Genomic DNA, 1,379 nt, shown 5'->3' with positions numbered 1-1,379 from the left:
TGGTTGAGGTGCGAGCGCCAGCGAGCCTCGAAACCCCCAGCACGTGCTCGTACTCCCGGATGTGCGAGGGCCGCAGCCACACCGCATCGGGCAGGTCCGGGTCGGGCAGCGCCGGCATGTCCGGTCGTGCCGCGTAGCCGAAGTACCCGAACCACTGGTCGGTCGGCCTGCCGGCCGCCAGCTCCGCCTCGAGTACGACGAACGGGTCATCCCCCACGACCTCGGACCGTCCACCGACGTGCCGGGTGACCTCACGGGTGGCCGCCGAGTAGCTCAGGGAGACGTCGTCGTCCTCGAGCCAGCCGATCAGCGACTTGCGTCGCGACCAGTCCCGGGCACCGCCGCCGTCGAGCCAGACGCAGCGCGCATGGCGGGCCTGGATACGGGCGAACGCCTCGGCGGGGTCGCCCTGGGTCACCATCCCGTCAGCGTCCCATGGCCAGGAAGTTCGCTACCAGCATGGCACCGTGCTCGGAGAGCACCGACTCGGGATGGAACTGAACGCCCTCCACCCGCAGGGTCCGGTGCCGCACACCCATGACCGTGCCGTCGGCCGCCCACGCCGTCGCCTCGAGCTCGTCGGGCAACCGGGTCGCGGCCAGCGAGTGGTAGCGCACGGCATCGAACGACGCGGGCAACCCTGCGAACACACCTCGGCCGTCGTGGGTGACCGACTCGACCTCGCCGTGTGCGGGCTGGATCCGGGAAACCTCGCCGCCGAAGGCGACCACCATCCCCTGCATTCCCAGGCAGACACCCAGCACGGGCCGCCCGTCGAAGTCCCACTGGTACTCCCGCGGATGCCCCGGCCCCGGCGACAGCACCAGGTGGGAGAACCTGGACAGGTCCACGGGGTCGTTCCACTGCACGACCGTCGGCAGTTCCCCCGTGACGCCGGCGATCAGGTGCACCAGGTTCCACGTGTAGGAGTCGTGGTGGTCGACCACGACGACGTCGGGAATGGTCACCGCAGCACCGCAAGTTCGCGACGACGCAGTGCCGCGACCACGCCAGCAGCGGGCGCGACATGGACCTCAGGGAAGTCTTCCTCGCCGGCGGTCGGGTCGACCGGCCAGGCCAACCGCTCCCCGTCGAGCGAGAACTCCGCCGTGACACCGGGCTTGTTGCCGCGGGGGTCCTGGCGGTGCCAACCGCCGCCGAGGTGGACCGCGACCAGGCCGTGCAGCACGTGCCGGTCGTCGTCGGCCAGCCACTGGTAGCAGAGCCCCGTCGGCACGCCGCCGGCCCTGAGCACTGCGGTGAGCAGGTGCGCCTTGGCGTAGCACCAGCCGGCACCGTCGGTCAGGACGTCGGTCGCGGAAACGGCGAACCGCGGATCGCCCGCGTCTCCCGCGTGCGCGATCTCGTCACGGACCCAT

General features: G+C 71.2%; 2 protein-coding genes and 1 pseudogene. All 3 read right to left on the bottom strand.

Going from position 1 to position 1,379, the window contains the following annotated elements:
- Nucleotides 1-421, bottom strand: a pseudogene (locus ACOADB_RS14075) (hypothetical protein); the annotation flags it as partial.
- 4 nt (nt 422-425) lie between these two features.
- Nucleotides 426-968: an anthranilate synthase component II gene (locus tag ACOADB_RS14070; protein ID WP_378599676.1), complete on the bottom strand. Its 543-nt coding sequence runs from the start codon at nt 966-968 to the stop codon at nt 426-428.
- The coding region (locus ACOADB_RS14065; protein ID WP_378599673.1) for a transglutaminase-like domain-containing protein at nt 965-1,379 on the bottom strand (415 nt) is incomplete at its 5' end. The genes ACOADB_RS14065 and ACOADB_RS14070, both read right to left, overlap by 4 nt.

It is taken from the genome of Nocardioides sp. CPCC 206348, from assembly GCF_048654705.1.
Classification (GTDB): Bacteria; Actinomycetota; Actinomycetes; order Propionibacteriales; family Nocardioidaceae; genus Nocardioides.
This window is presented reverse-complemented; position numbering and strand designations above follow the sequence as displayed.